18 protein-coding genes are annotated in these 26,538 nt (G+C 64.1%); 13 read left to right on the top strand and 5 right to left on the bottom strand.

What is annotated here, in order from left to right:
• The first annotated feature begins 139 nt into the window (after nucleotides 1-139).
• The 13 genes from D3876_RS04975 to D3876_RS05035 all read left to right on the top strand — a co-directional run bounded on the left by D3876_RS04975 (nucleotide 140) and on the right by D3876_RS05035 (nucleotide 19,538).
• Complete coding sequence (locus D3876_RS04975) at nucleotides 140-925, top strand: TorF family putative porin (RefSeq protein WP_119760020.1); 786 nt, start codon at nucleotides 140-142, stop codon at nucleotides 923-925.
• A gap of 107 nt (nucleotides 926-1,032) precedes the next feature.
• The gene (locus D3876_RS04980) at nucleotides 1,033-1,122 is read left to right on the top strand and encodes a potassium-transporting ATPase subunit F (RefSeq protein ID WP_119760021.1); all 90 of its coding nucleotides are present in this window, start codon (nucleotides 1,033-1,035) and stop codon (nucleotides 1,120-1,122) included.
• Nucleotides 1,123-1,135: 13 nt separating this feature from the next.
• Nucleotides 1,136-2,839 carry a potassium-transporting ATPase subunit KdpA gene (kdpA, locus tag D3876_RS04985; protein ID WP_119760023.1) on the top strand — a complete coding sequence of 568 codons (1,704 nt, stop codon included), beginning with the start codon at nucleotides 1,136-1,138 and terminating at the stop codon, nucleotides 2,837-2,839.
• A gap of 14 nt (nucleotides 2,840-2,853) precedes the next feature.
• On the top strand, nucleotides 2,854-4,890 hold the full coding sequence (kdpB, locus tag D3876_RS04990) for a potassium-transporting ATPase subunit KdpB (RefSeq protein ID WP_119760025.1): 2,037 nt from the start codon (nucleotides 2,854-2,856) through the stop codon (nucleotides 4,888-4,890).
• Nucleotides 4,891-4,901: 11 nt separating this feature from the next.
• The gene (gene kdpC, locus D3876_RS04995; RefSeq protein ID WP_119760026.1) at nucleotides 4,902-5,492 is read left to right on the top strand and encodes a potassium-transporting ATPase subunit KdpC; all 591 of its coding nucleotides are present in this window, start codon (nucleotides 4,902-4,904) and stop codon (nucleotides 5,490-5,492) included.
• Nucleotides 5,489-8,161, top strand: a complete 2,673-nt coding sequence (locus D3876_RS05000) for a sensor histidine kinase (protein ID WP_119760028.1) — start codon at nucleotides 5,489-5,491, stop codon at nucleotides 8,159-8,161. Before kdpC ends, D3876_RS05000 begins: the two co-directional genes overlap by 4 nt.
• On the top strand, nucleotides 8,158-8,850 hold the full coding sequence (locus tag D3876_RS05005; protein WP_119760030.1) for a response regulator: 693 nt from the start codon (nucleotides 8,158-8,160) through the stop codon (nucleotides 8,848-8,850). The genes D3876_RS05000 and D3876_RS05005 overlap by 4 nt, the downstream gene beginning before the upstream one ends.
• Nucleotides 8,851-9,520: 670 nt before the next feature.
• Entirely contained in the window at nucleotides 9,521-12,052 is a 2,532-nt protein-coding gene (locus tag D3876_RS05010) for a TonB-dependent receptor (protein ID WP_119760032.1), read from the top strand.
• Nucleotides 12,053-12,127: 75 nt separating this feature from the next.
• Nucleotides 12,128-13,978: a methyl-accepting chemotaxis protein gene (locus tag D3876_RS05015; RefSeq protein ID WP_119760033.1), complete on the top strand. Its 1,851-nt coding sequence runs from the start codon at nucleotides 12,128-12,130 to the stop codon at nucleotides 13,976-13,978.
• 74 nt (nucleotides 13,979-14,052) lie between these two features.
• The gene (locus tag D3876_RS05020; RefSeq protein ID WP_119760035.1) at nucleotides 14,053-15,093 is read left to right on the top strand and encodes a DUF2332 domain-containing protein; all 1,041 of its coding nucleotides are present in this window, start codon (nucleotides 14,053-14,055) and stop codon (nucleotides 15,091-15,093) included.
• 140 nt (nucleotides 15,094-15,233) lie between these two features.
• Nucleotides 15,234-15,911 (top strand): ABC transporter ATP-binding protein, encoded by a 678-nt coding sequence (locus tag D3876_RS05025; RefSeq protein WP_119760037.1) that lies wholly within the window; start codon nucleotides 15,234-15,236, stop codon nucleotides 15,909-15,911.
• Nucleotides 15,904-18,462, top strand: coding sequence for an FtsX-like permease family protein (locus tag D3876_RS05030; RefSeq protein WP_119760039.1), 2,559 nt, complete (start codon nucleotides 15,904-15,906; stop codon nucleotides 18,460-18,462). Before D3876_RS05025 ends, D3876_RS05030 begins: the two co-directional genes overlap by 8 nt.
• Nucleotides 18,462-19,538 carry a lipocalin-like domain-containing protein gene (locus D3876_RS05035; protein ID WP_119760040.1) on the top strand — a complete coding sequence of 359 codons (1,077 nt, stop codon included), beginning with the start codon at nucleotides 18,462-18,464 and terminating at the stop codon, nucleotides 19,536-19,538. The genes D3876_RS05030 and D3876_RS05035 overlap by 1 nt, the downstream gene beginning before the upstream one ends.
• Nucleotides 19,539-19,579: 41 nt before the next feature.
• Here D3876_RS05035 and groL read toward each other — a convergent pair whose 3' ends face one another.
• From groL to gyrB, 5 genes are all read right to left on the bottom strand, one after another.
• Nucleotides 19,580-21,223, bottom strand: coding sequence for a chaperonin GroEL (gene groL, locus D3876_RS05040; protein WP_119760042.1), 1,644 nt, complete (start codon nucleotides 21,221-21,223; stop codon nucleotides 19,580-19,582).
• Nucleotides 21,224-21,298: 75 nt separating this feature from the next.
• Nucleotides 21,299-21,586 carry a co-chaperone GroES gene (locus D3876_RS05045; RefSeq protein ID WP_119760043.1) on the bottom strand — a complete coding sequence of 96 codons (288 nt, stop codon included), beginning with the start codon at nucleotides 21,584-21,586 and terminating at the stop codon, nucleotides 21,299-21,301.
• A gap of 138 nt (nucleotides 21,587-21,724) precedes the next feature.
• Complete coding sequence (locus D3876_RS05050) at nucleotides 21,725-22,474, bottom strand: protein-L-isoaspartate(D-aspartate) O-methyltransferase (RefSeq protein WP_119760045.1); 750 nt, start codon at nucleotides 22,472-22,474, stop codon at nucleotides 21,725-21,727.
• Complete coding sequence (locus D3876_RS05055; RefSeq protein ID WP_119760047.1) at nucleotides 22,471-23,841, bottom strand: APC family permease; 1,371 nt, start codon at nucleotides 23,839-23,841, stop codon at nucleotides 22,471-22,473. Before D3876_RS05055 ends, D3876_RS05050 begins: the two co-directional genes overlap by 4 nt.
• A gap of 192 nt (nucleotides 23,842-24,033) precedes the next feature.
• Complete coding sequence (gene gyrB / locus D3876_RS05060; protein WP_119760048.1) at nucleotides 24,034-26,529, bottom strand: DNA topoisomerase (ATP-hydrolyzing) subunit B; 2,496 nt, start codon at nucleotides 26,527-26,529, stop codon at nucleotides 24,034-24,036.
• Between the last annotated feature and the right edge of the window lie 9 nt (nucleotides 26,530-26,538).

The following is a 26,538-nucleotide window of genomic DNA, read 5'->3' on the forward strand; positions in this document are numbered from 1 at the left end:
CATCGATTCATATGCAATCCATATGGGATTGCGGCGGTGCCGCTCTCGCATTCAAACGATCGCCTCACCTAGTTGCACACCTCTCTACGACTCGGGTGGCGGATGATCTGGCGCCCCAGGCGTGAATTGGGGTGCAACGATGCATAATAAATTCAAGTTTCTGGCCTTTTCGGCCGCTTGCTGCGCGCTTGTGAACGCCGGAGCGGCCTTCGCGCAGGACGAGGCGGGTTCAGAGGTCGACGCGAAGCCGGCGGTCACGCTTTCGGGCAACGCAGCGCTCGTCTCGCAATATCGTTTCCGCGGCGTTTCGCAGTCAGACGAGGATCTTGCCGTCCAGGCAGGGCTCACCGCCTCGCATGAATCGGGCCTCTATGTCAGCGCCTGGGGATCGAACCTCGCGGGCTTCGGCAGCTTCGGCGGCTCCAATATGGAACTCGACATTATCGGCGGCTTCAAGACGGAAGTCGGCGGCGTCACGCTCGATGGCGGGCTGCTCTGGTATCTCTATCCCGGCACCGACGGCACCGACTATGCCGAGCCCTATGCCTCGATCAGCGGCACCGTTGGACCGGCATCGCTCAAGCTCGGCGCTGCCTATGCGCCAAAGCAGGATGCGATCGGCGATGACGATAATCTCTATGTCTACACCGACGCCGGTGTCGGGATCCCCGGCGCGCCGGTCACGCTGAAGGCGCATATCGGCTACACGACAGGCAGCGGCTCGACGCTCGCGGGCCCCGACGGCGACTATGTCGATTGGCTGATCGGCGCCGACTTCACATACAAGATGCTGACCTTGGGCATTGCGTATGTCGACACCGACATCGGCGCGACCGCCGCCGACAGCTTCTACACCAGCGGGACGACCCCCGGCCGCCAGATCGTTGATGGCGCCGCGATCGTGTCGCTGACCGCAGCCTTCTGACGGGAGAACCACCATGGGTGACGTGTTGTGGATCGGACTGATCCTCGGACTGGTGGGCGTAACGCTCGCCTATGTCCGCCTGTGCGACAACGCGTGAGGGGGCGGCCATGACACTTGATCTGTGGCTCGCCGCAATCACCGCGATTGCCATTCTCATCTATCTGGTCGCCGTGCTCGTGCGACCAGAGCGCTATTGATCGGAGCCGCGCCATGACGATTCAGGGCTGGATCCTCATTTTCGTTTTCGTCGGCATATTGCTGGCACTCGCCAAGCCCGTCGGGCTTTGGCTGTTCACGCTCTACGAAGGGCGCCGGACGCCGCTGCATGCGGTACTCGGCCCGGTCGAACGCGGCTTCTACAAGCTCGCCGGGATCAACCCCGACGAAGACCAGAGCTGGCGGCGCTATGCCGTTCATATGCTGCTCTTCAACGCGGTGCTGCTCGTCTTCACCTATGCCATACTCAGGCTCCAGGGCATCCTGCCCTTGAACCCGCTGGGCTATGCCGGGGTGAGCGATCATCTTGCGTTCAACACCGCAACGAGCTTCACCACCAACACCAACTGGCAGAGCTATGGCGGCGAATCGACGATGTCGAACCTGTCGCAGATGCTCGGTCTCACCATCCATAACTTCCTCTCGGCGGCCACGGGCATCGCACTCGCCTTTGCACTGTTCCGCGGCTTCGCGCGGCGCGAGGCCAAGGCTATCGGCAATTTCTGGGCCGATGTCACGCGCGTCACGCTCTATCTGCTGCTGCCGATCTGCATCGTCTACGCGCTCGTCCTGATCGCAAACGGCGTGCCGCAGACAATGGCGGGATCGGTTGATGTGACCACGCTCGAAGGCGTCAAGCAGACGCTCGCGCTAGGCCCGGTTGCCAGTCAGGAAGCGATCAAGATGCTCGGCACCAACGGTGGCGGCTTCTTCAACGCAAACTCGGCGCATCCCTTCGAAAACCCCAACGCCTTCACCAACCTGATCCAGATGCTCTCGATCTTCGTGATCGGCACCGGCCTGACATATTGCTTCGGCAAGGCCGTGGGCAATACGCGCCAGGGTTGGGCGATCCTCACTGCGATGATGATCCTGTTCCTTGCTGGCGTCACCATCACCTATTGGCAGGAAGCCGCGGGCAACCCCATCCTCCACCAGCTCGGCGTCGCCGGCGGCAATATGGAGGGCAAGGAAGTCCGCTTCGGCATCGCCGCTTCGGCCTTGTTCGCGGTCGTCACCACCGCTGCATCCTGCGGCGCGGTCAACGCCATGCATGACAGCTTCACCGCTTTGGGCGGCATGATCCCGCTGTTCAACATGCAGCTCGGCGAGATCGTCATCGGCGGTGTGGGCGCCGGCATCTACGGCTTCCTGCTCTTCGCCATCCTCGCGGTGTTCGTCGCCGGCCTGATGGTCGGGCGCACCCCCGAATATGTCGGCAAGAAGATCGAGGGGCGTGAGGTCAAGCTCGCGGTGCTCGCGATCGCGATCCTGCCGCTCATCATTCTCGGCTTCACTGCACTGAGCTCGGTGCTCGATGCGGGTCTTGCCGGGCCGCTCAACAAGGGGCCGCATGGCTTCTCGGAGATCCTCTACGCCTTCACATCGGGCGTGGCGAACAATGGCTCGGCTTTTGCGGGGCTCACTGCCAACACGCCCTATTACAACGCGTTGCTTGGCATCGCGATGTGGCTCGGCCGCTTCTTCATCATCGTGCCGATGCTGGCGATCGCCGGCTCGCTCGCGGCGAAGAAACATCATGCAGAGTCGGCAGGCTCCTTCCCCACGACCGGCGGCCTCTGGGTCGGCCTGCTCGTCGGGATCATCCTGATCCTGGGCGGCCTCACCTTCCTGCCGAGCCTCGCGCTTGGTCCCATCGCCGATCATCTCGCGATGATCCGCGGCCAACTTTACTGATCGGGGCAAGAACAATGACCCGTACCGCACCTAAATCCATATTCAGCGCAGAGCTGATCGTTCCCGCGATCGGCGATGCGTTCCGCAAGCTCGATCCGCGGCAGCTCATCCGCAACCCGGTGATGTTCGTCACCGCTGTTGTGGCCGCGCTGCTCACGATCCTGCTCGTCATCGGCAATGATCCGCTGAGCTTCGGTTTCAAGCTCCAGCTCGTCATCTGGTTGTGGCTCACAGTGCTCTTCGGCACCTTTGCCGAAGCGCTCGCAGAAGGCCGTGGCAAGGCGCAGGCGGCGAGCCTGCGCGCCACCAAGGCCGAGCTGACCGCCAAGCGCCTGAAGGGGAAGGGCAGCGACTATGAAAGCGTTCCCGCCAGTGCGCTCAGGGTCGACGATATCGTGCTCGTACAGACCGGCGATCTCATCCCCTCCGACGGCGATGTCGTCGCGGGTGTCGCTTCGGTCAACGAATCGGCGATCACCGGCGAAAGCGCGCCCGTGATCCGCGAGGCGGGCGGCGACCGTTCGGCGGTCACAGCGGGCACGCGCGTGATCTCGGATGAGATCCGCGTCCGTGTCACGGTCAATCCCGGCCAGGGTTTTCTCGACCGCATGATTGCGCTCGTCGAGGGTGCCGAACGCCAGAAGACCCCCAATGAGATCGCGCTCACCATCCTGCTCGTCGGCCTCACGATCATCTTCCTGATCGCGGTCGCGACGATCCCGGGCTTCGCCAGCTATGCCGGCGGTGCGATCCCGATCGCGATCCTCGCCGCGTTGCTGATCACGCTCATCCCGACGACCATCGCCGCATTGCTTTCGGCGATCGGCATCGCGGGCATGGACCGGCTGGTGCGCTTCAACGTGCTCGCCAAGTCGGGCCGCGCGGTTGAGGCGGCGGGCGATATCGACACGCTGCTGCTCGACAAGACCGGCACGATCACGATCGGCGATCGTCAGGCGAGCGAGTTCCGCACGGTCGGTGGGACCAAGGTCGAGGCGCTCGCCGAAGCCGCGCTGCTCGCCAGCCTTGCCGACGAGACCCCAGAGGGCCGCTCGATCGTCGTGCTTGCGCGCGAACAGTTCGGCGTCAAGGTCGCGGACCTGCCCAAGGGCGCCGAGATCATCCCCTTCACCGCACAGACGCGCATATCGGGAATCCGCCATAATGGGTCGATCATCCAGAAGGGCGCAGTCGATTCGGTGCTCAAGGCCAATCCCGGTGTCGGCGAAACCGCCGCAGCCACCGAACTTCGCCGCATCACCGACGAGATCGCCCGTCAGGGCGGCACGCCGCTTGCGGTCGCTATGGACGGCAAGCTGCTGGGTGCGATCTTCCTCAAGGACATCGTCAAGGCGGGCATCCGCGAACGCTTTGCCGAGCTTCGCGCAATGGGTATCCGCACCGTGATGATCACGGGCGACAATCCGCTGACCGCCGCATCGATCGCGGCCGAGGCCGGGGTCGACGATTTCCTCGCGCAGGCGACGCCCGAGGACAAGCTGGTGCTGATCCGAAAGGAGCAGGAGGGCGGCAAGCTCGTCGCGATGTGCGGTGACGGCACCAACGACGCCCCCGCCCTCGCCCAGGCCGATGTCGGCGTGTCGATGAACACCGGCACCCAGGCCGCGCGCGAAGCGGGCAACATGGTCGATCTCGACAGCGATCCGACCAAGCTGATCGAGGTCGTCGGCCTCGGCAAGCAGTTGCTGATGACGCGTGGCGCGCTCACCACCTTCTCGGTCGCCAACGACGTCGCCAAATATTTCGCAATCATCCCCGCGATGTTCATCGTGCTCTACCCGGGGCTCGCCGTGCTCAACGTGATGGGGCTGAAGACGCCCGAATCCGCGATCCTTTCGGCGATCATCTTCAACGCGCTGATCATCCCGCTGCTCGTGCCGCTTGCACTCAAGGGCGTGAAATACCGGCCAATGGGCGCCGGACCGCTGCTTGCACGCAACCTCGCCGTTTATGGCCTCGGCGGTCTGGTGGCGCCGTTCATCGGCATCAAGCTGATCGACGTCGTCGTCAACGGCCTTGGCCTCGCATAGGAGTTACTGACATGGGCAAGGATATCGCAACCGCGCTCCGTCCCGCTTTCGCGCTCACCATCCTCTTTGCGCTGCTGCTGGGCCTCGCCTATCCGCTCGCGCTCACCGGCATTGGTCAACTCATTTTCCCCAATCAGGCGGGTGGCAGCCTGATCGAGGAGAATGGCAAGGTCATCGGATCGAGCGTCGCGGGACAGGCCTTTACCAGCGAGCGCTATTTCCACACGCGCCCCTCGGCGGCGGGCAAGGGTTATGACGGGCTGGCCTCATCGGGCTCGAACCTCGGGCCGACGAGCCAGGCGCTGGTCGACCGCGTGAAGACCGATGTCGAAACGCGCCGCGGCGAAGGGATTTCGGGCGATCTTCCCGCCGATCTCGTCACCGCATCGGGTTCGGGCCTCGATCCTGACATCTCGCCGGAGGCCGCACTGACGCAGGTACCGCGCGTTGCGCGCGTCCGCGGCCTGACGGAAGATAACGTGCGCGCCCTCGTCGAACGCTCGATCGAACGGCCGTTCCTGGGATTCCTTGGCGAGAATCGCGTCAACGTGCTCGCGCTCAATCGACAGTTGGACCAGCTCGGGGCTAATAAGCCCGAGTGAGACAGACAGAAAATCGTCCGGAACCCGAGGCCCTTCTGCGCCATGCCGCGCAGGAGGGCCGCGGTCGTCTCAAGGTTTTTCTTGGCGCCGCACCGGGCGTGGGCAAGACCTATGAAATGCTGTCCGATGGTACGCAGCAGCGCACCGCCGGCGTCGATGTCGTCATCGGGGTGGTGGAGACGCACGGTCGGCAGGAGACCGAATTTCTGACCCGCGGGCATGAGATCATCCCGCGTATTTCCATCCCCTATCAGGGGCACACGCTCACCGAGATGGATATCGACGCTATCCTCGAGCGGCAGCCCGCGCTCGTGCTCGTCGACGAACTCGCGCATACCAATGCGCCGGGCAGTCGCCATCCCAAGCGCTATCAGGATGTCGAGGAACTACTCGATGCGGGAATCGACGTCTATTCGACGATCAACATCCAGCATATCGAGAGCCTCAACGACGTAGTCGCGTCGTTCACGCGGGTCCGCGTGCGAGAGACGGTGCCCGACCGCATCCTCGAGACCGCCGAGATCGAGGTGGTCGACATCCCGCCCGACGAGCTCATCGAGCGTCTGAAGGCGGGCAAGGTCTATATCCCCGAGGAAGCGAGCCGTGCGCTCAACCACTTCTTCTCAAAATCCAATCTCTCGGCGTTGCGCGAGCTGGCGCTGCGCCGCGCGGCGCAGGCGGTGGATGCGCAGATGCTCGACTATGTGCGTGCGCACGCGCTTGCGGGCAGCTTCGCCGCTGGCGAGCGTGTGCTCGTCGCAGTTAGCGAGCAACCACATGCGCTCGGGCTCATCCGCGCGACCAAGCGCCTCGCCGACGCGCTGCGCGCGCCCTGGACCGCGGTTCATATCGAGACGCGGCGCTCGCGCGACCTTTCCGACGCGGAGCGCGCGAGCGTAGCCGAGGCCCTTGCGCTCGCCTCGCAGCTTGGCGCGGTCACGGCAACGATTCCGGCCGCCGATGTCGTAAGCGGACTTGCAACCTTCGCGCGCGAAGCGCGGGCGACGCAGATCGTCGTCGGCAAATCGGCACGCTCATGGTGGTTCGAGTTCCGCCACGGCTCGGTGGTCGACCGGCTGGTGCGCAGCGTGTCCGACATCGCGGTCCATGTGCTGCCCGCCGAAGAAGGGGAGGCTGCTACACCGCCGGTCTCGCGTGCGCGTCAGAACAGGTGGGGCGATCCCGCCGACTATCTCTGGTCCGCGTTGATGGTGGCGGGCGTGACTGCGCTCGGACGCCTGCTCTTCGCCATTCTTGACCTTGAGAATGTCGCACTGCTCTATCTGGTACCCGTCATGGTCGCCGCGAGCCTCTTCGGGCTGCGCGCCGGGCTTTTCACGGGTGCACTCTCCTCGCTTTCCTATAATTTCTTCTTCCTGCCGCCCACGGGCACGCTCACCGTCAGCAATCCCGAAAATGTCATCACCATCGTCGTGCTGCTGGGCGTCGCAGTGGTCACCAGCCAGTTCGCTGCACGCGTGCGCGATCAGGCGGATCTGGCGACATCGAGCGCGCGACAGAATGCGGCGCTTGCCGGATTTTCGCGTGAGCTGACCGTTACCGCCAATGAGGAGGAGCTGATGCAGGCGATCTGCGCCGAACTTGCTCGGCTTTTTGATGCGCGCGCGGTGCTGCTCCTTCCGTCCGGAGACGGACCGCAGCTCCACGCCGCGGTCCCGCCAGAAAACCGGCTGGAGCAGATTGAACTCGCCGCGGCGCAATGGGCCATCGAGAAAAACCAACCGGCAGGTCGTGGATCATCGACGCTCACCGCCTCTGACTGGTTGTTCCATCCGTTGCGCACAGGCCGCGGCGTTCTTGGCGTCGTCGGCCTTGCGCGCGACGATGCGGGCGAGCCCGTCCGCGCCGACCAGATGCCAATGCTGATGAGCCTGCTCGATCAGGCGGCGATCGTGCTCGAACGGATGCAGCTCGAACGCGACATGCGCGGCATCGAGCAGTTGCGTGAGCGTGATCGGCTGCGCGCCGCGCTGCTTTCCTCGGTCAGCCATGATCTGCGAACCCCGCTCACCACCATCCTTGCAGCGAGCGCCGAGCTCAAACGCAAACATACCCCGCAACTGATCGGGGTGATCGAGGCCGAGGCACAACGGCTCAATCGTTTCGTCGCCAATCTGCTGGACATGGCGCGCGTCGAGGCCGGCGCGCTTCGTCTCAACATCGAGGCGACCGATCTTACCGATGCGGTCGCAAGCGCGGTCCACGATACGCGGCATATGCTCGAAGGCCATGCGATACAGCTCGAAGTTCCGCCCGCACTCCCGCTCGTCCGCGTGGACCCGCAACTCTTCCACCATTGCCTGATCAACCTGCTCGACAATGCGGGTCGCTATGCAGATCCGGACACCCCAATCGTCATCCGGGGCGCGCGTTCAACCGACGGCGTGACGCTCGCGATCCTCGATGAAGGACCGGGCATCCCGCCCGGTCGCGAAAGCCAGATCTTCGAGACCTTCGCGCGGATCGAGGGCTCCGATCGCACCAAGGGCGGCACCGGGCTCGGACTTGCGATCGTCAAGGGCTTTGCCGAAGCCATGGGGATAGGCGTGTTCGCCGCCAACCGTGTCGATCCGCGGGGAGCCAGCTTTACGCTGACCTTCCCCAATGCGTTGCTCATGCGCGAGCCCAATGTGGAGAAAACCCGGTGACGGCCAGAAACAAGGTTCTCGTCGTCGATGACGAACAACAGATCCGACGGTTGTTGCGCGCAGCGCTTGTGCGTGCCGATTTCGATGTTGCCGAGGCGGAAGACGCGCGCCGCGCGCTGACCGCGCTGGAGACCGAAAAACCCGATGTCGTCCTGCTCGATCTTGGCCTGCCCGATCGCGACGGACTGGAACTCGTGCCGCTGATCAAGCAGCGGTCACAGGCGACGCTGCTCGTCGTATCGGCACGTGAAGCGACCGACCAGAAGGTGACCGCGCTCGATCTCGGCGCGGATGATTATGTCACCAAACCCTTCGACACCGACGAACTGCTGGCGCGCGTTCGGGCAGCGCTGCGCCACCGCGTCACCGCGCAGGGCGGCGTGCCTTCGGTGACCGTCGGCGACGTCGAGATCGATCTGGTCCGTCGCCGGATCTTCAAGGCCGGAGTCGAGGTCCATCTGACTCCCAAGGAATATGGCGTGATCGAAGTGCTGGCCCGATTCCCCGGCCGCGTCATAACCCATGCCCAGTTGCTGAAAAGCGTATGGACCCATGAAATCGAGCACCATGTGGAATATCTGCGCGTCGTCATCCGCAACATTCGCCAGAAGCTGGAAACCGATCCGCAGCAACCCCGCCTGATCATCAACGAACTGGGCATCGGCTATCGGCTTTCGGGCGGCGACTGACGCGCATCGAGGCACCCGCCCGAGATCAGTTCCACAGATCTATAGAGAACCAATTACCGCAGCCCCGCGCCCGATGAGCTGTCGATGTCGTATGCCGACAGGGGCCATTGGGAGCTGAACGGGGGAAGTGGCCGTTCATTCAGGTCAGCGAACAACGCCGCGATGATGTCCGCACAGGCGGACGATCCCGACAGGCGGCTTGGCGGCGATAGCACCTGAATAGCCAATTCTCGTCGTTCAAGAAGCCCAGATGCCTTCCCGAAAGCGCCATCCGTTCGAGTGCTGAAGCCTGGCTGGAATCGAACCTTTTCGGTCATTCGAAGCACAATATCTGATCCCGAAAACGGAAATTTGGTTCGCCGCGCAATGCCGCGAGTTCAGTACAAATAAAAAAATATCGCTGTCGCGATCCGATCCCCGCTGGCGCCGTCTATATTTTCCTCAAGCGGCTCGAAAAGGGTTCGACGGTACAAGCGTCAGCGGAGTGTCACTTCCGTCATTAGTTGTATTTGGTACGCAAATAATATCACGTGCGATATTGAGTAATATTCGCGTTCCACAGGCGTAAATAATTTCAAATATTCAATCAAACACATTTCAATCGAAAATGCTGCCTGCATTTTCGAGCGATTAAACTTGGACAAATTAAATGAAACGTGGGGCAGGTCAAATGAATCGAAATGGTCTTTTCTTAACGGTTGCGTCGCTCGCGCTCTTGTCTCCTGCGATGGCGCAGGCCGCATCGGCGGATTCCGAGCTGGAAACGGCGAGCGAGGCGGCGGCGGAATCGGGCACTGACGCACGGGGCCAGGGCACGGCCCGGAAAGAGGTCTTCTCGACCGGCGTCGCAAAGGGCCGAGATATCCTCGACAGCGCGATCTCGACCAGTTCGCTCAAGAGCGACGAGATCGAGAAGTTCGGCGCGCGCTCGCTCGGTGAAGTGCTGCGCAACATCCCCGGGGTCCGCGCCGAATATCAGGGCGGCGAGGGCAATGCCAGCTACTCGATCCGCGGCCTTCCGCTCGCCGCGAGCGGCTCGAAGTTCCTGCAGTTCCAGGAAGATGGCCTCCCGGTGCTCGAGTTCGGCGACATCCAACTGATATCGTCCGACCTGTTCATGCGCGTCGATTCGAACCTCGCCCAGATCGAGGCGATCCGCGGTGGTTCGGCATCGACTTTCGCGTCGAACTCGCCGGGCGGCGTGATCAACCTCATTTCGAAGACGGGCGAGCAAGAAGGTGGCTCGGTGGCCGCCGGTGTCGGTCTCGACTATGACATGTACCGGCTCGACTTCGATTATGGTGGCCGGATCAGCGACACGCTGCGCTATCACGTTGGCGGCTTCTACCGTCAGGGCGAAGGTCCGCGTGACATTGGCTACACGGCGTACAAGGGCGGCCAGTTCAAGTTCAACATCACCAAGGAGCTGGGTGAGGGCTTCGTCCGCATCTACGGCAAGTATCTCGACGACCGCGCGCCGTCCTACCAGCCCGTGCCCGTGATGGTGACGGGCACCAACGACGACCCGAAGTTCCGGAATGTCGCGAATTTCGACATAAGCCGTGACTCGCTTGTCTCGCGCAATATCAACGGCATTCCCTCGCTCGACGAGAACAACAACCTCAAGGTCTATGACGCCCGCGACGGCATGCACTCGGTGGTGAAGTCGATCGGCCTCGAGGCGAAATTCGACGTCGCCGGCTGGACGATCAGCGAGAAGTTCCGCTTCGCCGACATCTCCGGCAGCGTGTTCGAGAACCTGCCGCTGGCGGTCGCCCCCGCCATCGGCCTCGCCATGGTCAATGGCGGCCCCGGCGCGACGCTCAGCTATGCCAATGGCCCGCTCGCCGGTCAGGCCATCAATCCGGCGACGCTGAACGGCAACGGCCTGCTGATGCAGTCGCTGTTCATCAACGCCGACCTCAAGAACCTCGACAATATGACGAACGATCTGCGCGCCAGTCGTGTATGGGATATCGGCGGCGGCAAGCTCACCACCACCGCGGGCTTCTACAAGTCGAACCAGTCGTTCGATTCCTTCTGGACGTTCACCACGGCGCTGCAGGATGTTGTCGGCGGCGGCAATTCGGCGCTGGTCAACGTCGCGACTGCGGGCGGCGTACCCGTCACGCAGAACGGCATCCTCTCGTTCAGCACCCTCGGTACCGGCGCATATCACCGCCGCTACGACGTCAGCTACGACATCAATGCGCCCTACGCCTCGGTGAACTATCATATCGGCAAGGTCGCGATCGGCGCGAGCATCCGCTACGACATGGGCAAGGTGCAGGGCACGCTGCTCGGCTCGGATCTGGGCGGCGGTCGGGTGGGAATCAAGCCGTATGACATCAACGGCGACGGCACGATTTCGCGCGCCGAGAGTCTGACCGCATTTCTGCCGCTCACTCAGCCCGGCCTCGTCGATTATGACTATGACTATCTCAGCTATTCCGGCGGCATCAATTTCCGCGTTTCGGAACCGCTGGCGGTGTTCGCCCGCTACAGCCGCGGTGGTCGAGCAGCCGCCGATCGTATCCTGTTCACGCCCGCGATTAATTACAACAGCGGTGCGCTGATCGACCCGAAGGACGGGTATGACTCGGTCAAGCAGACCGAAGTCGGCGTGAAATACCGCGGCGATGGCCTTGCGCTCAACGTTACCGGCTTCCTCGCCAACACCGGCGAGCGCAACCTCCAGGTGAACAGCAGACCCGACGGCTCAGTGCAGGTGGAGCGCATCGTCCGCGAGTACCGTGCTTACGGCGCGGAGTTCGAGGGCAGCGTGCGGCGCGGTCCGTTCAGCCTGACAGCCGGCGCGACCTACACGAACGCCGAGATCACCAGCGACGCCACGAACCCGGCAATCGTCGGCAACACGCCGCGCCACCAAGCGAACTTCATCTTCGAGGCGACGCCGCAGTACGAGACGCAGATGTTCACTGTCGGGGCCAATTTCCTTGGGACGACGAGCAGCTATGCGCAGGACACGAACCAGCTCAAACTGCCCGGCTACACCGTGGTCAACGCCTTTGTGCAGTTCCGTCCGACCGACAGGCTGCAGTTGATGCTGAACGCCAACAACCTGTTCGATACACTCGGCATGACCGAAGTCACCCAGGCATCGATACCCGCGAGCGGCATGGTCCTCGCCCGGTCAATCACCGGGCGCACGATCTCGGGGTCCATTCGCTTCGCCTTGTGACGCCCAGCACGCAGCCGGCGCTCAACGCGCCGGCTGCACGCCGCGTGAAGTCCCCCGATACGAAAAGAGAATATGATGTTCAAATCCATGAAGATCCCGAGAAAGCTGGGGCTGTCGTTCCTCGCGATCTGCGCGTCGGCTGCGGTCGTGATGATCGTGTTCTTCCTGAACATCACGATGATCAGCACGACGACCGACGGAAACAATCTGAGCCAGTCGATCCACGCCAGGTCGATCGCGCTGGAGACTGCGATCCTGCGGCAGAACAGCCAGCTTCGCGGCTATCTGGTGACGGCCGACAAGAGCTATCTCAAATCCTATTATGAAGGCCGTGACGAGTACGACAAGACTTCGGTCGAACTCGAAAATCTGCTGCCTCGCCCCAGGGAGCGGGACTTGCTGCTCCAATCGCGCACCGAAACGCTCGCCTGGCGCAAGAATTGGGGCGACCGGCTGATCGAACGCGTGAAGGCTGGCCAGCGCGAGGCGGCCGAGGAAGAAGTCCGCAACGCCGGCAAGGCAGTGCTCGTCAGCGCCGCGGTGCTTCCGCTACGCGATATCCGCGACGCCGAAGTCGCCCTGATCGAACAGAATTCGGCGCGTCAGGAAGGCGCGATTGCCACGGCACGCGTCACCCTTATCGTCGGCGCCATTGGACTCATCGGCATCGCCATCACGCTCGCGATGCTGCTGAGCCGCTCGATCGCACGGCCGGTGGCGGAGCTCACCCGGACAATGGGCGAGCTCGCGGCAGGACGGAACGATATCGCGGTGCCTGACGCGGAACGCCGCGACGAATTGGGCGACATGGCGCGCGCGGTGATCGTATTCCGTGACGCCGCGATCGCCAAACAGGCTGCGGAAGCCGAGACGGCACGGTCGGACGCGGCGCAGCGCATGGTGGTAGAAGCGGTCTCGACGCACCTCTCGGAGCTTGCCGACGGCAATCTCACCGCCGAGATCGAACGCGAATTTCCCGGCAGCTACGCTACCGTGAAGACCAATTTCAACGCGGCGATCACCAGCCTTCGGACGCTGATCGCCTCCGTGACCGAAGCGACGGCCACGATCCACACGGGGTCGAATGAAATCGCCGATGCCTCGGAGGATCTGGCACGGCGCACCGAAGCGAATGCCGCAAGCCTCGAGGAAACGTCCGCCGCAGTGGCGCAGATGGACGAGCGGCTGAAGGCGACCGCGACCGCGGCGACCCAGACCGTCGATCGCGCCAACGGCGCCATCGAAACGGTCTCGAAGGGACGCGACGTGGCGGAAGGCGCGGTCCAGGCCATGAACCGCGTGTCCGAGAGCGCCAAGGGCATCGACTCGGTCATCGAAGGCCTCGACAAGATCGCCTTCCAGACCCGCGTGCTCGCGATGAATGCCGCCGTCGAGGCGGGGCGTGCGGGTGAGGCCGGGCGCGGTTTCGCGGTCGTCGCCGATCTCGTCTCGGCGTTGGCGATGCGTGCTGAGGAGCAAGCCGGTCAAGCCCGCGAGCAACTCACCGCGACCCAGACCGACATCGTCGATGCGGTAACCATGGTGCAAAAGGTCGATGCCGCGCTCGCCAACATCTCGGGCGACGTCGGTGAAGTCCACGCGCTCCTCGGCCGGATCGCCGAAGACAACCGGGCGCAGTCGAGCACGATCGGCGAAGTCAGCACGGCGATCGGAACCATGGATCACGCGACGCAGCAGAACGCCGCGATGGTGGAGCAGACTTCCGCCGCCGCGCGCAACCTGGCCAGCGAGGTCACCGGTCTCGCTGAGCAGGCAAAACGCTTTAATGTGGGACATGTGGCGAAACGCATGGCGGCGCCTGCGCATGGCGATCGTTTCGCGGGCCCCGTACGGTCGCTCCCCCCGGCAGCGATACCGGCGCTCGTTCGTCCAGCGGCATCGCCGGATGAGTGGCAGCCATTCTGAGGGAAGCGTGCGCGGGACGATTTGAGCCCTGACTGAGAAGCAAGGTCGTCAAACCGCGCCGTAGGGGAAACTTGATGAACATGATGATCGCTGCCGGAGGACGTTCGGAACTCCGGCGGCAGTCACTGGTGGCCCGCACGCTTGGTTCTCCGTTCGTCGCCGAGATTCTGGAAGCCGCGGATCGGCAGCTTGCGTTGGGACCGCGCACCGCGGCGCTTATCGCGGGCTGGCCGGACGACCCCGCCGCGGCGGCGCTTGGATTGCGGCTCAATTCTGCGATGCACGCACTGGCCAGACGTGGATCGCCGCCGTCGCTCGCGGCGCTATTCCAGCGGCAACATGAGGATTTCGACGCGGCCATGGCCGCGGCGTTCCGGGCCGAGGACCGGTTCATTGCGGAATGGATGCGCGGCCCGACCCAGACCAACGAAGTCGCCCGGGCAGCGGCGATCAGCGCTGCGTTGATGGGGCTGCGGCGCGCGACGGGCATGCCCGCCGAGCTGCTGGAAATCGGTTCGAGCTGTGGCCTGAACCTAAACCTCGCGCGCTACGACTATGACCTCGGTGGAATTCGCGCAGGCGATCCGTCCTCTCAGGTCCGGATCACACCTGCGTGGCGTGGTCCGGCGCCCGAAGCTGCGCCGCTCGATATCATGTCCGCGCGCGGCGTGGACCTTAAGCCGCTCGACCCGCAGGATGCGGCGACGCGCGAGCGGCTGTTCGCCTATATATGGGCGGACCAGCCCGCGCGTGCCCGCCGGCTTGAGAGCGCGCTCGAGCTTGCACGACGTTTTCCGCCCCGCGTCGATCGCGCGGACGCACTGACCTGGCTTGAAGAGCGGCTCGCGGAGCCCCAAATCCCGGGCACCTGCCGCGTCGTCTTCCACTCCATGGTACTGCAATATCTGAACAGTGAGGCTCGCCGCACCTTCATCGATTTGCTTCATCGTGCAGGAGCACGTGCAACCCGCGCGCGCCCGCTTGCCTGGATCAGCTTCGAGTGGACCGCCTCGCGCAGCGAAGTGCAATTGACGCTTACCTCCTGGCCGGGCGCTGCCACGCGCCTCCTGGCGGTTTCACATCCCTATGGCGATTGGATCGAGTGGCGGGCATAGCGCGCCGCCCGCTATTGTCATCCGGCCGTGGGGACTATCTGCTTTCGGCCAAGAATTGACGTTTGTTGGATCCCTGCCGTCCAGGTGAACGTGAAGAGAGCGACCTTTATCGGGCGGGCGACAGCATCTACGCTCGGGCAATGCGCGATCAGGTCCTGCGACTGACGGCTCTTTCAAAGTCCCTGCCCGGGGGCCGGAGGCTGTTCGACGGTCTGGACCTCGCACTCGGTGCGGGCGAGCATGTAGCGATCAGGGGCGAATCCGGGGTTGGCAAATCGACCTTGCTCAACATCGTCGCCGGGCTCGACACGGCCGACAAGGGCGAGGTGGTGGTGGCAGGGCGCGCCTTTGCCGGACTCGATGAGGCGGCGCGGACGGCGCTTCGCCGCGACGCAATCGGGTTCGTCTTCCAGGCGTTTCACATCCTTCCCCATCTAGACCTCGCCCGGAATGTGGCGTTTCCGCTGGTTCTCCAGAACGCGCCCCGGGCGGCAGCGCTCGCACGTGCGGGGGAGATGCTTGACGCGGTCGGGCTGGGTGATCGTCGGCGGAGCTATCCGAAGGAGCTTTCGGGCGGTGAACTGCAGCGGGTCGCGATCGCGCGGGCGCTCGTCCACGAGCCGGCGTTGATCCTGGCCGACGAGCCGACCGGCAATCTCGATCCCGAAACCGCGCGGCAGATCATCGCCCTTCTGGGCCGCGCGGTGAAGGAGCGCGGCGCGGCGATGCTGCTGGTCACGCATTCCCCCATGGCAGCCGCGACGGCGGACCGACAGCTATTGCTGACGCCGAAGGGGCTGGTTTCCGCCGATGGCTGAAACGGCGGCAAGCGGCGGCGCGTGGCGCTGGCTGATCGCGGGAGAGTGGCGCGCCTTTCCGGTGCGGTTCCTGGTGGCGGGGCTCGCGATTGCGATCGGTGTGGCGCTCGCCTTCGCGGTGCATGTGATCAACCGTTCGGCGGCGGATGCATTCGGCGAGGCGGTGCGAAGCGTCTCGGGCGAGGCCGATTTGCAGATCCGGGGTGCGAGCACGCTCGGGTTTGACGAAGGGCTTTACCCGAAGCTGATCGCACTCGACGGGGTAGCCGATGCGAGTCCGGTTGTGCAGTTCAGGGCCTCGCTCGGGGAGAAAGGCGCGCCGATCACGCTGCTCGGGCTCGACATATTCAGGGTGCTTGCTGTTTCGCCAAGCCTGCTCGGTCGGCGTCAGGACGCGTCTGCGGAAGGGCGGACTTCGACGCGGCCCACCGGCGTGGACGCCGCGCTGGATCTCGACGCGCTGTACCTGTCGCGAACCGCGATGTCCCGGAATGGGCTGCGCTTTGGACAGCGGGTGCAGGTTCGCGTCGGTGCCCGGGCGCATATCTTCACCGTCGCTGGCGACCTGCCGGGCGTCGGCGACGGACAGGCGGTCGGCATGATCGACATATCGGCGGCGCAGTGGCGGTTCGACAGGCTGGGCAAGCTCGACCGGGTGGATCTGAAACTTGCGAAAGGATCGTCGCCCGGCGCCGTCCGCCAGGCTGTCGAGGCGGTGCTGCCGGCAAGCGCAAGACTGACCGACGCGGAGGGCGAGAGCCGGCGCGGCGACAGCCTGTCGCGGGCATACCGGGTCAATCTCGACATGCTCGCGCTCGTCGCGTTGCTGACCGGTGGATTCCTTGTCTATTCGGCCCAGTCGCTGTCGGTGACCCGGCGCATGCAACAGTTCGCGCTGCTGCGCACGCTGGGCATGCAGAAGAGCGCGCTGACGGCGCAGCTTCTGGGTGAAGGTGCCGTGCTGGGTATCATTGGCTCGATTGCAGGACTCGCGCTTGGCTATCTCATCGCCGGGGCGGCACTGAAGTTCGTCGGCGGCGACCTTGGCGGAGGCTATTTCGGTGATGCGTCGCCCGAACTGCAGTTCGCGCCGACCGCTGCGATGCTGTTCCTCGCCTTCGGCATCGCGACCGCCGTCGCCGGCAGCTATGCACCCGCCCGGCAGGCGGCGGGAATCGCGCCCGCAGAGGCGCTGAAGACCGCGGGGGATCCGATCGACCCGCGCGTATCGCCGAGGTGGCTGCCCGCCTTCGTGCTTGTCGTCGCTGGCGGCGCTTTCGCGTTTCTGCCAGCAGTCAATCGGCTGCCTCTGTTCGGCTATCTCGCTGTCGCGCTGGTGCTGTCTGGAGGTGTCGCCGCGATGCCGTGGCTCGCGCGGACGCTGCTCAAGCCGCTGGCGCGGATCGACACGCGCCTGCCCTCCGTCGAACTCGCGCTCCAGCGGCTGCTTGGTTCACCGTCACAGGCGGCCACGGCTTTGGGCGGGATAGTCGCCAGCACCGGCCTGATGATCGCGATGGCGGTGATGGTGACAAGCTTCCGCGGCTCGGTCGATGACTGGCTCGAAAGCTTCCTCAGCGCAGACCTCTATGTCGCCGCTGCTTCCAATGAGGCTCTGTTTGACGCGGAGACCCAGAAGCGGCTGGCGGGTGCGCCGGGGGTGGCGGGAATCGCGTTCAGCAAAAGCGTGCCGGTGACGCTGAACCCGGAGCTTCCGTCAGTGCTCCTGGTCGTGCGGCCCGTCGGTGGGCCCGGCTACGCGCTGCCGCTGATCGAGGAAGCACAAGGCCGCCGCGCCGGCATTCGACTGTGGCTGTCCGAACCCGCAGCGCGACTCTATGGAGTACGTGCCGGCGACGGTTTCGAACTTCCGGTCGGAGCGGAGCGGGCAAAAGGCTATGTCGCCGGCATCTGGCGGGACTATGCGCGCCAGCAAGGCGCAATCGTGATCGACACACGCGACTATGTGGCGCTGACCGGCGACGCGGTGCGCAGCGAAGCCGCGATCGAGCTTGCCCCGGGCGCGTCCGTGGCGGCCGTCCGGACAGCCATCGAGGACAGACTGCCGCCGGGGCTTGCCGGCAGAGTCGACTTTGTCGAGCCGGGCGTGCTGCGTGTGCGCGCGCTGGCGCTGTTCGACCGCAGCTTCGCGATCACCTATGTGCTCGAGGCGATCGCGATCCTGATCGGGCTCGCCGGCGTCGCCGCCACGATCTCTGCGCAGACGATCGCGCGGATCCGCGAGTTCGGGATGCTCCGCCACATCGGCATGACATGGTGGCAGATCGTGGCGATGCTGGCCACCGAAGGCGCGCTGCTCGGGCTCATCGGCATTGCTGCGGGGTGTGCCGTCGGGCTCGCGCTGAGCCAGATCCTCATCCATGTGATCAATCCGCAATCGTTCAACTGGACGATGGAGACGCGTATTCCCTGGACGCTGATGCTGAGCGTCGCGGCAGCTTTGATCATCACCTCGGCGGGAACGGCGGTCCTTGCCGGGCGGAGGGCCGTGTCTCGAGACGCGGTGCGCGCCGTGAGCGAGGACTGGTAATGCGGTGGGTCGTCACGCTGGTCCTGCTGGCACTTGGAGCAGCGTGGGGGGCGGCGCTGGCTGAGAGGAACGTAGATTATCCGACGGTCGTGCGCGGGGTCGAGTTCCGTTTCCCGCGGGATCACGGCGCGCATCCCGCATACCGCACCGAATGGTGGTATTTCACCGGCTGGCTGGAGGGCGCGGATGGCAAGCCGCTGGGCTTCCAGATCACATTCTTCCGCTCGCGACCCTCTACCGACCCGGCAAATCCAAGCGCGTTCGCACCGAAGCAGGTCGTCTTCGCGCACGCGGCGCTCTCGGATCCCATCAAGCGCAAGCTGATCCACGACCAGCGAACGGCGCGGGCGGGCTTCGGGATCGCCGGGGCTGCAGAGGCCGATGCGAACGTGGTGCTTCTCGACTGGAACCTTGTGCGGACAGCAGACGGCGTGTTTCGCGCGCGCACGCCGGCGCGGGATTTCTCGCTCGACCTCGCGCTGGCGCCGACGCAGCCGGTGATGGCCAACGGCGACAGAGGCTATAGCCGCAAGGGACCGCGACCGGAGCAGGCGAGCTATTACTATTCCGTGCCGCAACTGGCGGTGTCGGGCACGGTCATAAAGGATGGAAGGCGAATTGCGGTGACCGGGCGCGCCTGGCTCGATCGGGAATGGTCTTCCACACTGCTCGATCCCGTAGCGGTGGGCTGGGATTGGGCTGGTCTCAACCTCGACGATGGCGGCGCGCTGATGGCCTTTCAGATACGCGGGCGTGACGGGCGCGCGGTCCATGCGGGCGGCACGCTGCGGCGGGCGGACGGGAACAAGATCATTCTCGCGCCGGAAGACGTCCGCTTCGTGCCGCGGAGGCGCTGGCGATCGCCGCAGACCGGTGCCGTTTATCCGGTCGAGGCCGATTTTATTGTGCGGTTGCCCGAAGGGGTACGTCGCTTTCCGCTGAAACCGCTGTTCGACGCCCAGGAACTCGACGGGCGTGCGAGCGGCATGCCCGTTTATTGGGAAGGGGCCGTTTCGACGCCGGGCGGGCGTGGCTATCTGGAGTTGACGGGATATGCCGACGCTCTCCGGCTATAGCGAATATCCGCTTCGTGCTCGACCAGCCGGCGGGCGTCGACTCAGAAGTTCATCCCACCCATGTCACCCATGCCGCCGGGCATCGCCGGCATCGCTGACGAATCCTCGGGCGCTTCGGACACCGCCGCTTCGGTGGTGATGAGGAGGCCTGCGACCGAAGCTGCGTCCTGGAGAGCCGAGCGGACAACCTTGGTCGGGTCGATCACGCCGGACTGGACGAGATTCTCATATTGGTCGGTCTGGGCGTTGAAGCCTTTGCTCTCGTCATTCTCGCGCAGCAGGTTGCCCGCAACCACCGCACCGTCATAACCCGCATTCTGCGCGATCTGACGCAGCGGCGTCTGGATCGCCTTGCGGATGATGTCGATGCCGCGCGTCTGGTCGTCGTTGATGCCCTTCAGCCCTTCAAGCGCCTTGATGGCGTAGAGGAGAGCGGTGCCGCCGCCAGGAACGATGCCCTCTTCGACCGCGGCGCGGGTGGCATGGAGTGCGTCGTCGACGCGGTCCTTGCGCTCCTTCACCTCGACCTCCGACGCGCCGCCAACCTTTATGATGGCAACGCCGCCGGCGAGCTTGGCAAGACGCTCCTGGAGCTTTTCCTTGTCATAATCGCTGGTGGTGGTCTCGATCTGCTGGCGGATGGCTTCCACGCGACCCTTGATCGCATCGGCATCACCGGCGCCATCGACGATGGTGGTATTGTCCTTGTCGATTGCGACGCGCTTGGCAGACCCAAGCATGTCGAGGCTCACATTCTCGAGCTTGATGCCGAGATCCTCGGAGACAATCTGACCCGCAGTCAGGATCGCGATGTCTTCGAGCATCGCCTTGCGACGATCGCCGAAGCCGGGAGCCTTGACGGCAGCGACCTTCAGGCCGCCCCGCAGCTTGTTGACGACGAGCGTTGCAAGCGCCTCGCCCTCGATGTCCTCTGCGATGATCAGCAGCGGACGGCCCGCCTGGACGACCGCTTCGAGGATCGGCAGGAGCGCCTGCAGGTTGGAGAGCTTCTTCTCGTGGATGAGGATGTACGGGTCGACAAGCTCGACCTCCATCTTCTCGGCGTTGGTGATGAAGTAAGGGCTCAGATAGCCGCGGTCGAACTGCATGCCCTCGACGACATCGAGCTCGAAATCGAGGCCCTTCGCTTCCTCGACGGTGATCACGCCTTCCTTGCCAACCTTCTCCATGGCTTCCGCGATCTTCTTGCCGACGATTTCATCGCCATTGGCCGAGACGATGCCGACCTGAGCGATCTCGTTGTTGCCGGAGACCGTCTTCGAGCGACGCTTCAGATCCTCGACGACCTTCCCAACGGCGAGATCAATGCCGCGCTTCAGGTCCATCGGGTTCATGCCGGCAGAAACCGATTTCATGCCCTCACGCACGATCGCCTGGGCAAGCACGGTTGCTGTCGTGGTGCCATCGCCCGCGTGATCATGGGTCTTCGAAGCCACCGCGCGGAGCATTTGCGCGCCCATGTTCTCGAACTTGTCCTTGAGCTCGATTTCCCTGGCGACCGCAACCCCATCCTTGGTGATGCGCGGCGCGGCGAAGCTCTTGTCGATGACGACGTTGCGACCCTTGGGCCCGAGCGTCACTCGCACCGCATTGGCGAGGATGTCGACGCCGCGCGTAATGCCTTCGCGGGCTTCGCGCGAGAATTTGACGTCTTTCGCTGCCATGATCCTGATCCCTGTTTTTCGAGTTCGTTCCCGGCGCGGGTATCGGCTGAAAAACGGCCGAGCACGCCACCGGAATCAGCCGATAATTCCGAAAACGTCGCTTTCCTTCATGATGATCAGATCTTCGCCGTCGATCTTGACCTCTGTTCCCGACCATTTACCGAACAGGATCCTGTCGCCCGCCTTGACGTCGAGCGGGGTCACCGTGCCGTCCTCGGCCTTGAGGCCGGCACCGGCGGCGATGACTTCGCCTTCCTGCGGTTTTTCCTTGGCGGTATCGGGAATGATGATCCCGCCCGCCGTCTTGTCCTCGGCTTCGATCCGGCGGACGAGCAGGCGATCATGCAATGGGCGGAAGGTCATGGTGAAGCTGTCCTCTCGCTGGGCTGCTCCGATCCGTCGTTTTCGCAAAGGATAGCCGGTGCTGCTGAAAAGGTTGTTTAGCACTCTCTGGGCGAGAGTGCCAATGAACCGCGCACCAGGCCTTGGCGTGTCTCAGTTTCAACCCCGTATCTTGCGCGTGAGCGGCACAAAGCGCACCGCGATGATGAATCGCTCGACCACCTTGCCGCGTGCGTCCTTGGTGATCAGCATCAGCCGCTGGGTGGAATGCGATGGTCCAACAGGAATCACCATTCGCCCGCCCGGCTTCAACTGATCCACAAGCGGTTTGGGAATATGCGGTGCGCCGGCGGTGACGATGATACCGTCGAACGGTGCATGCCCGGGCCATCCGGCATAGCCGTCGCCATGCCTGACGGCGACATTGGCATAGCCCAGGCGGGTGAGCGTCGCCGCCGCCTGTCGCGCCAGAGGCTCGACGATCTCGATCGAATACACCCGGCCGACAAGACGCGAGAGTATTGCCGCCTGATAGCCCGAGCCAGTTCCGACCTCCAGCACGACCTCTCCCTTTTTCGGGCGGAGCAGGTGGGTCATCAGCGCGATCAGAGACGGCTGCGAGATCGTCTGACCCTCGCCGATCGGCAGCGGATAGTTCCGATAGGCTTCAGCCCGCCGGTCAGGCGGAACGAACAGGTGCCGTGGTACCGCGCGCATAGCGGCGAGCACTGCGGGGTTGGCGCTTTCGCCAATCGGACGCCCATAGTTGCTGATCGAGTCCACGAGCCGCGCGCGTTCTGCGGCGAAGCGCCGTTCCTGCTCCGGCTCTCCGGCGGCAGGAGCCTTAGTCGGGGATAGCGGTGTGACGGCGAGAAAAAGGATGGCGAACAGCGCCTCGAGCCGTTTCATGATGCGTTCTCCAGCGGGACTGATCGACGATCGATGAACAGAAGCATCAGCGCACCAGCAGCCACGACGACCGCACCGACAAGGGCGCCGACGCCCGTATAGGCAAGGCTTGAATATAGGAGATAAGCGCTTGTGAGGCAGAAAAGTGCGGGTATGGCGGGGTAGAGCGGAACCCGGAATGGCCGCTCGATCTCGGGTTCGCGTCGCCTGAGCACGAACAGGGCCAGCCCAACCGCCAGAAAGAAGAGCCAGAAGGCCGGCGCCGTATATTCGACCGCCAGCCGGAAGCCGTCTCGCGCGAAAGCCCCGAACCCGACCAACAGCAGCGCAGCGCCGCCCTGAACGAGCAGTGCGTTGGCTGGCGTGCCTTTTTCCGACCGCCAGCGACCGAGAAAGGCAAGGCGCGGAAAGTCCCGGCCAAGTGCAAAGGCCGAACGTGCGCCGGTGAATGCTGTCGCGTTCGCCGATGTGAGCGCGGCTACGGCGACGGCGACGCTGATGGCCGCCGCTGCGTCAGGACCCCAGGCCCGTCGCAACAGATCGGCCGCCACCGCGTGTGATCCGGCGGTGCCGGCGAGCCCCAGCGCACGCAGATAGGCGAGGTTTACCAGCAGGTAGATCGCCATGATCAGGGCAAGGCTGCCGATAAGCACGGGCATGATGCGCCGCCGCGCTTCGCGCAGCTCGGCCGAGAGATAGGCGGACTCGCTCCAGCCCCCATAGGTCAGGAGAACGAACACCAGCACGAGTCCGAGCGAGGTCTCGCCCGGGGGCGGTGCTGCCGCCACGGCCTTCGGGGCAATCAATAGCCCCGCGACGATCACCAGCCCCAGCCCGAGCAGTTCGAGCGCTGTCAACCAGAGTTGGGTGCGGCATCCATGTGTCACGCCGGCCCAGTTGATCGCGGTGATCGCGGCAACCGCTGCTGCGGCATGGATCGAAGCCGAATGACGCCCAAGCGGGAGGATCTCGGAGGCGTAATCGCCGTAGACATAGGCGAGCAACGCCAGTGACCCGGTCTGGATGATCGTCAGCCTCGACCAGCCGTAGAGGAAGGCGAATCGGCGCCCGAAGGCGCGGCGGAGAAAATGATATTCACCCCCGGCATGCGGAAAGGTCGAAGCCAGCTCCGCGTAGCACAATGCGCCAATCATCGAGATCACGCCGCCGAGCAGCCAGGTGAGCATCATCGCCTCGCCATCCGGCGATTGTGCGGCAACAAGTGGTGGCGTCCGGTAGATCCCCGCGCCGACCACGACGCCGACCGTCAGGGCCACGGCTTCGCGGACCCCGAAGCTGGGTCGGGGAGACGCGGTGCGGTCGGATCGCCCTGGCCGCTTTCTGCCGAAGCCCTGCTTCGCAGCCATGCGCGGTGCTTCCCTGAGACTGCGGTCGAACTCACTCGGAACGCCCGGTTGTAACCGGCGCAGCCGCTCCGAGCGAGGTCGGATCTGATCCACGGCCTTACATCATAGTCTTATAGGCTGGATATGGATGACATATCCAATCAGGCATGGGCTCGCCTTCTAACTGTAGGATGGTTCTCTACAGACCAGGCGCTACACGTCGAGGTTCGCGACGCTGAGCGCGTTCTCCTGGATGAATTCGCGGCGGGGTTCGACGACGTCGCCCATCAGGCGCGTGAAGATCTCGTCGGCGACGTCGGCCTGCGCCACCTCGACCCTCAGCAACGATCGGTTCTGCGGATCGAGTGTCGTTTCCCAGAGCTGTTCGGCATTCATCTCGCCGAGACCCTTGTAACGCTGGATGGACAAGCCCTTGCGGCCCGAGGCGAGAATCGCGTCGAGCAGTTCGGAAGGGCGGCTGACCTGCGTGCCCTTGGCGTCGGCGATCGGCGCGGGCAGATCGTCCTCCCCTTCGACGGTCTCCGGAACGGGCTGAGTGGTCTTCGACTGCGCGACCAGCCGCGAAACGCCGGCATAGGCTTCGATCTGCTCGCTTGCGAGCGCATGGAGCTTGCGCGCCTCGGCACTGCCGAGGAACGCGGCCTCGATATGGTGGTGATCGGTCACGCCACGCCACAACCGCTCGAGATCATAGCCGCCGCGGCTCAGCCGCGCGCTCCAGCGCGCCTCCTTGTCCGACGCTTCGAGCCATTTCGCGACCTTGGTGATCGCCTGTTCGCGGCTCTGTTCGGGCAGATCGGGTGCAAGCGCGCCCGCGAGCGCAAGTGCTTCGATTATCGCGGAGTCGTAGCGGCGCGGGACGTAGCGCATCAGCGTGCGCATGCGGCGCGCATGCTCGACGAGCCCGCGCAGATCCTCACCCGCGCGTGCGCCGCCCGATGCCTCAAGCACCATCGCGCCGATGCCCGCATCGACCAGATAATCGTCGAGCGCGGCGTCGTCCTTGACGTAAACCTCGCTGCGGCCGCGCGCGACCTTGTAAAGCGGCGGCTGCGCGATATAGAGGTGCCCCGCCTCGATGATCTGGGGCATCTGCCGGTAGAAGAAGGTCAGCAGCAGCGTGCGGATATGCGCGCCGTCGACGTCCGCGTCGGTCATGATGACGATCTTGTGGTAGCGCAGCTTTTCCAGATTGAAGTCGTCGCGGCCGATGCCCGTGCCCATCGCCTGGATGAGTGTGCCGATTTCCTTGGACGAAAGCATGCGGTCGAAGCGCGCGCGCTCCACGTTCAGGATCTTGCCCTTGAGCGGCAGGATCGCCTGAATGTTGCGATCGCGTCCCTGCTTGGCGGAACCGCCTGCCGAATCACCCTCGACTAGAAAGAGTTCGCACTTGCTGGGATCGCGTTCCTGGCAATCCGCCAGCTTGCCGGGGAGCGAGGCGATATCCATCACGCCCTTGCGGCGCGTCAGCTCGCGCGCACGCTTGGCTGCCTCGCGGGCGGCGGCGGCGTCGATGATCTTGGCGACGATCGACCGCGCATTTGCCGGATTTTCCTCGAGCCATTCGGCCATCTTGTCGGCGAGCAGGCTTTCAAGAGGCTGGCGCACCTCAGACGAGACGAGCTTGTCCTTGGTCTGCGAGCTGAACTTGGGATCGGGCAGCTTGACCGAGACGATTGCGGTGAGCCCCTCGCGCATGTCATCGCCGGTGAGCGAGACCTTTTCCTTCTTCAGCAACCCCGATTTCTCGGCATAGTTGTTGAGCGTCCGCGTCAGCGCAGCGCGGAAGGCCGCGAGGTGGGTACCGCCGTCGCGCTGTGGAATGTTGTTGGTGAAGCAGAGGACGTTTTCGTAATAGCTGTCATTCCATTCGAGCGCGACATCGATGCCGATATCGTCGCGCTGTCCGGTGATCGCGATCGGCTCGGGGAAAAGCGGGGTCTTCGCGCGGTCGAGATACTTCACGAACGCGGCGATGCCGCCCTCATAATAGAGCTCGTGCTCGACCTTGTCCTCGTGCCGTGCATCGGTCAGCAGCAGGCGCACGCCCGAATTGAGGAAGGCGAGTTCGCGGTAGCGGTGCTCGAGCTTCTCGAAATCGAACTCGGTGATCTTGAACGTTGCGGGCGAAGGAAAGAAGGTGACCCTGGTTCCCTTCTTGCCATTGGCCGGCCCGACCACCTTCAAGGGCGCGACCGCGTCGCCGAAAGCGAAGCGCATGTAATGCTCCTCGCCGTCGCGCCAGATCGTAAGATCGAGCCATTCCGAAAGCGCGTTCACCACCGAAACGCCGACACCGTGGAGGCCGCCTGAGACCTTGTAGGCGTTGTCGTCCGACGTGTTCTCGAACTTCCCGCCGGCATGGAGCTGGGTCATGATGACCTCTGCCGCGGAAACGCCTTCCTCGGCGTGGATTCCCGTAGGAATACCGCGGCCATTATCTTCGACCGAAACAGATCCATCGGGGTTGAGCGTGATCAGGATGAGGTCGCAATGCCCCGCCAGCGCTTCGTCGATCGCGTTGTCCGAAACCTCAAACACCATGTGGTGGAGGCCCGAACCGTCGTCGGTGTCGCCGATATACATGCCCGGCCGCTTGCGCACGGCGTCGAGGCCCTTGAGGACCTTGATCGAATCGGCGCCATATTCGTTGGAATTGGGGTTCTGTGCGGGATCGTTACTCATCGTTGGTCC

Origin of the sequence: Sphingomonas cavernae (assembly GCF_003590775.1) — a bacterium.
Classification (GTDB): Bacteria; Pseudomonadota; Alphaproteobacteria; order Sphingomonadales; family Sphingomonadaceae; genus Sphingobium_A; species Sphingobium_A cavernae.